Raw genomic sequence first — 948 nt, forward strand, 5'->3', positions numbered from 1 at the left:
CTAGGGCGTGTCTGACAAAGGTTTCGGGTGTTATGCCGGAGGCTTGAGGTATGTCGCGGTTTCAGCTGCTTACCGATGTTCAGTGGTCGTTGATCGAGGATCTGCTTCCTGCACGTACGGGTAAGCGGGGCAGACCCTTTCAGGATGCGCGTTCGATGGTGGAAGGCATCATCTATCGGTATCGGTGCGGGATCGCCTGGCGCGACGTGCCGGAGGTGTTCGGGCCGTGGCAGTCGATCTGGACCTGGCATCGACGAATGAGTGCCGACGGCACCTGGGACATGGTGCTGGCTCGGTTGCTAGCCGCCGCCGACGAGGCCGGGATCATCGACTGGGCGGTGTCGGTGGATTCCACGATCGCCCGCGCTCACCAACATGCCACGAACATCACCCGTGACACAGGGGGCTGGGTCGAATTACACAAATCTGGCGAGCGAGCCGCCTGACCACGGCATTGGTCGCTCACGCGGCGGGTTGACCAGCAAGATCCATCACCTCGTCGACGGCCACGGACGACCGTTGGTGGTGCTCGTGAGCGCCGGCCAGGCAGGCGACGGACCAGTCCTGGAGCATTTGCTCGCCCACCTCAAAGTTGAGCGCTGCGGGCCTGGGCGGCCCCGCACCCGGCCCGATCGCCTGCGCGGAGATAAGGCCTATTCCAGCCGAGCGACCCGGCAGCGGCTGCGCCGACGAGGGATCGTCGCTGTCATTCCCGAACCGTCCGATCAGATCGGCCACCGGAAACGTCGAGGCACCCACGGCGGCCGACCGCCAGCATTCGACGCCGAGGACTACAAGGGCCGCAACGTTGTTGAACGAGGATTCAGCGTCACCAAGCAGTGGCGTGGTCTGGCCACCCGCTACGACAAACTCGCCATCGTCTACCGGGGCGCAGCGGTCCTACGGGCCATCACACTCTGGCTACCGCATTTATCAGACACGGCCTAG

At 64.2% G+C, this 948-nt stretch carries 1 protein-coding gene; it reads left to right on the forward strand.

Annotated elements, in window-relative coordinates; all coding sequences use genetic code 11:
* Positions 1 to 50 precede the first annotated feature (50 nt).
* Positions 51 to 948, forward strand: a protein-coding gene (locus tag AC5Y3P_RS22330) for an IS5 family transposase (RefSeq protein ID WP_410431126.1) whose coding sequence is annotated in 2 segments (ribosomal slippage) — positions 51 to 397 and positions 396 to 948 — 900 coding nt in all. Because the reading frame shifts where the segments join, the coding sequence is not laid out codon by codon here.

Source organism: Mycobacterium sp. NGS45 (assembly GCF_059812645.1).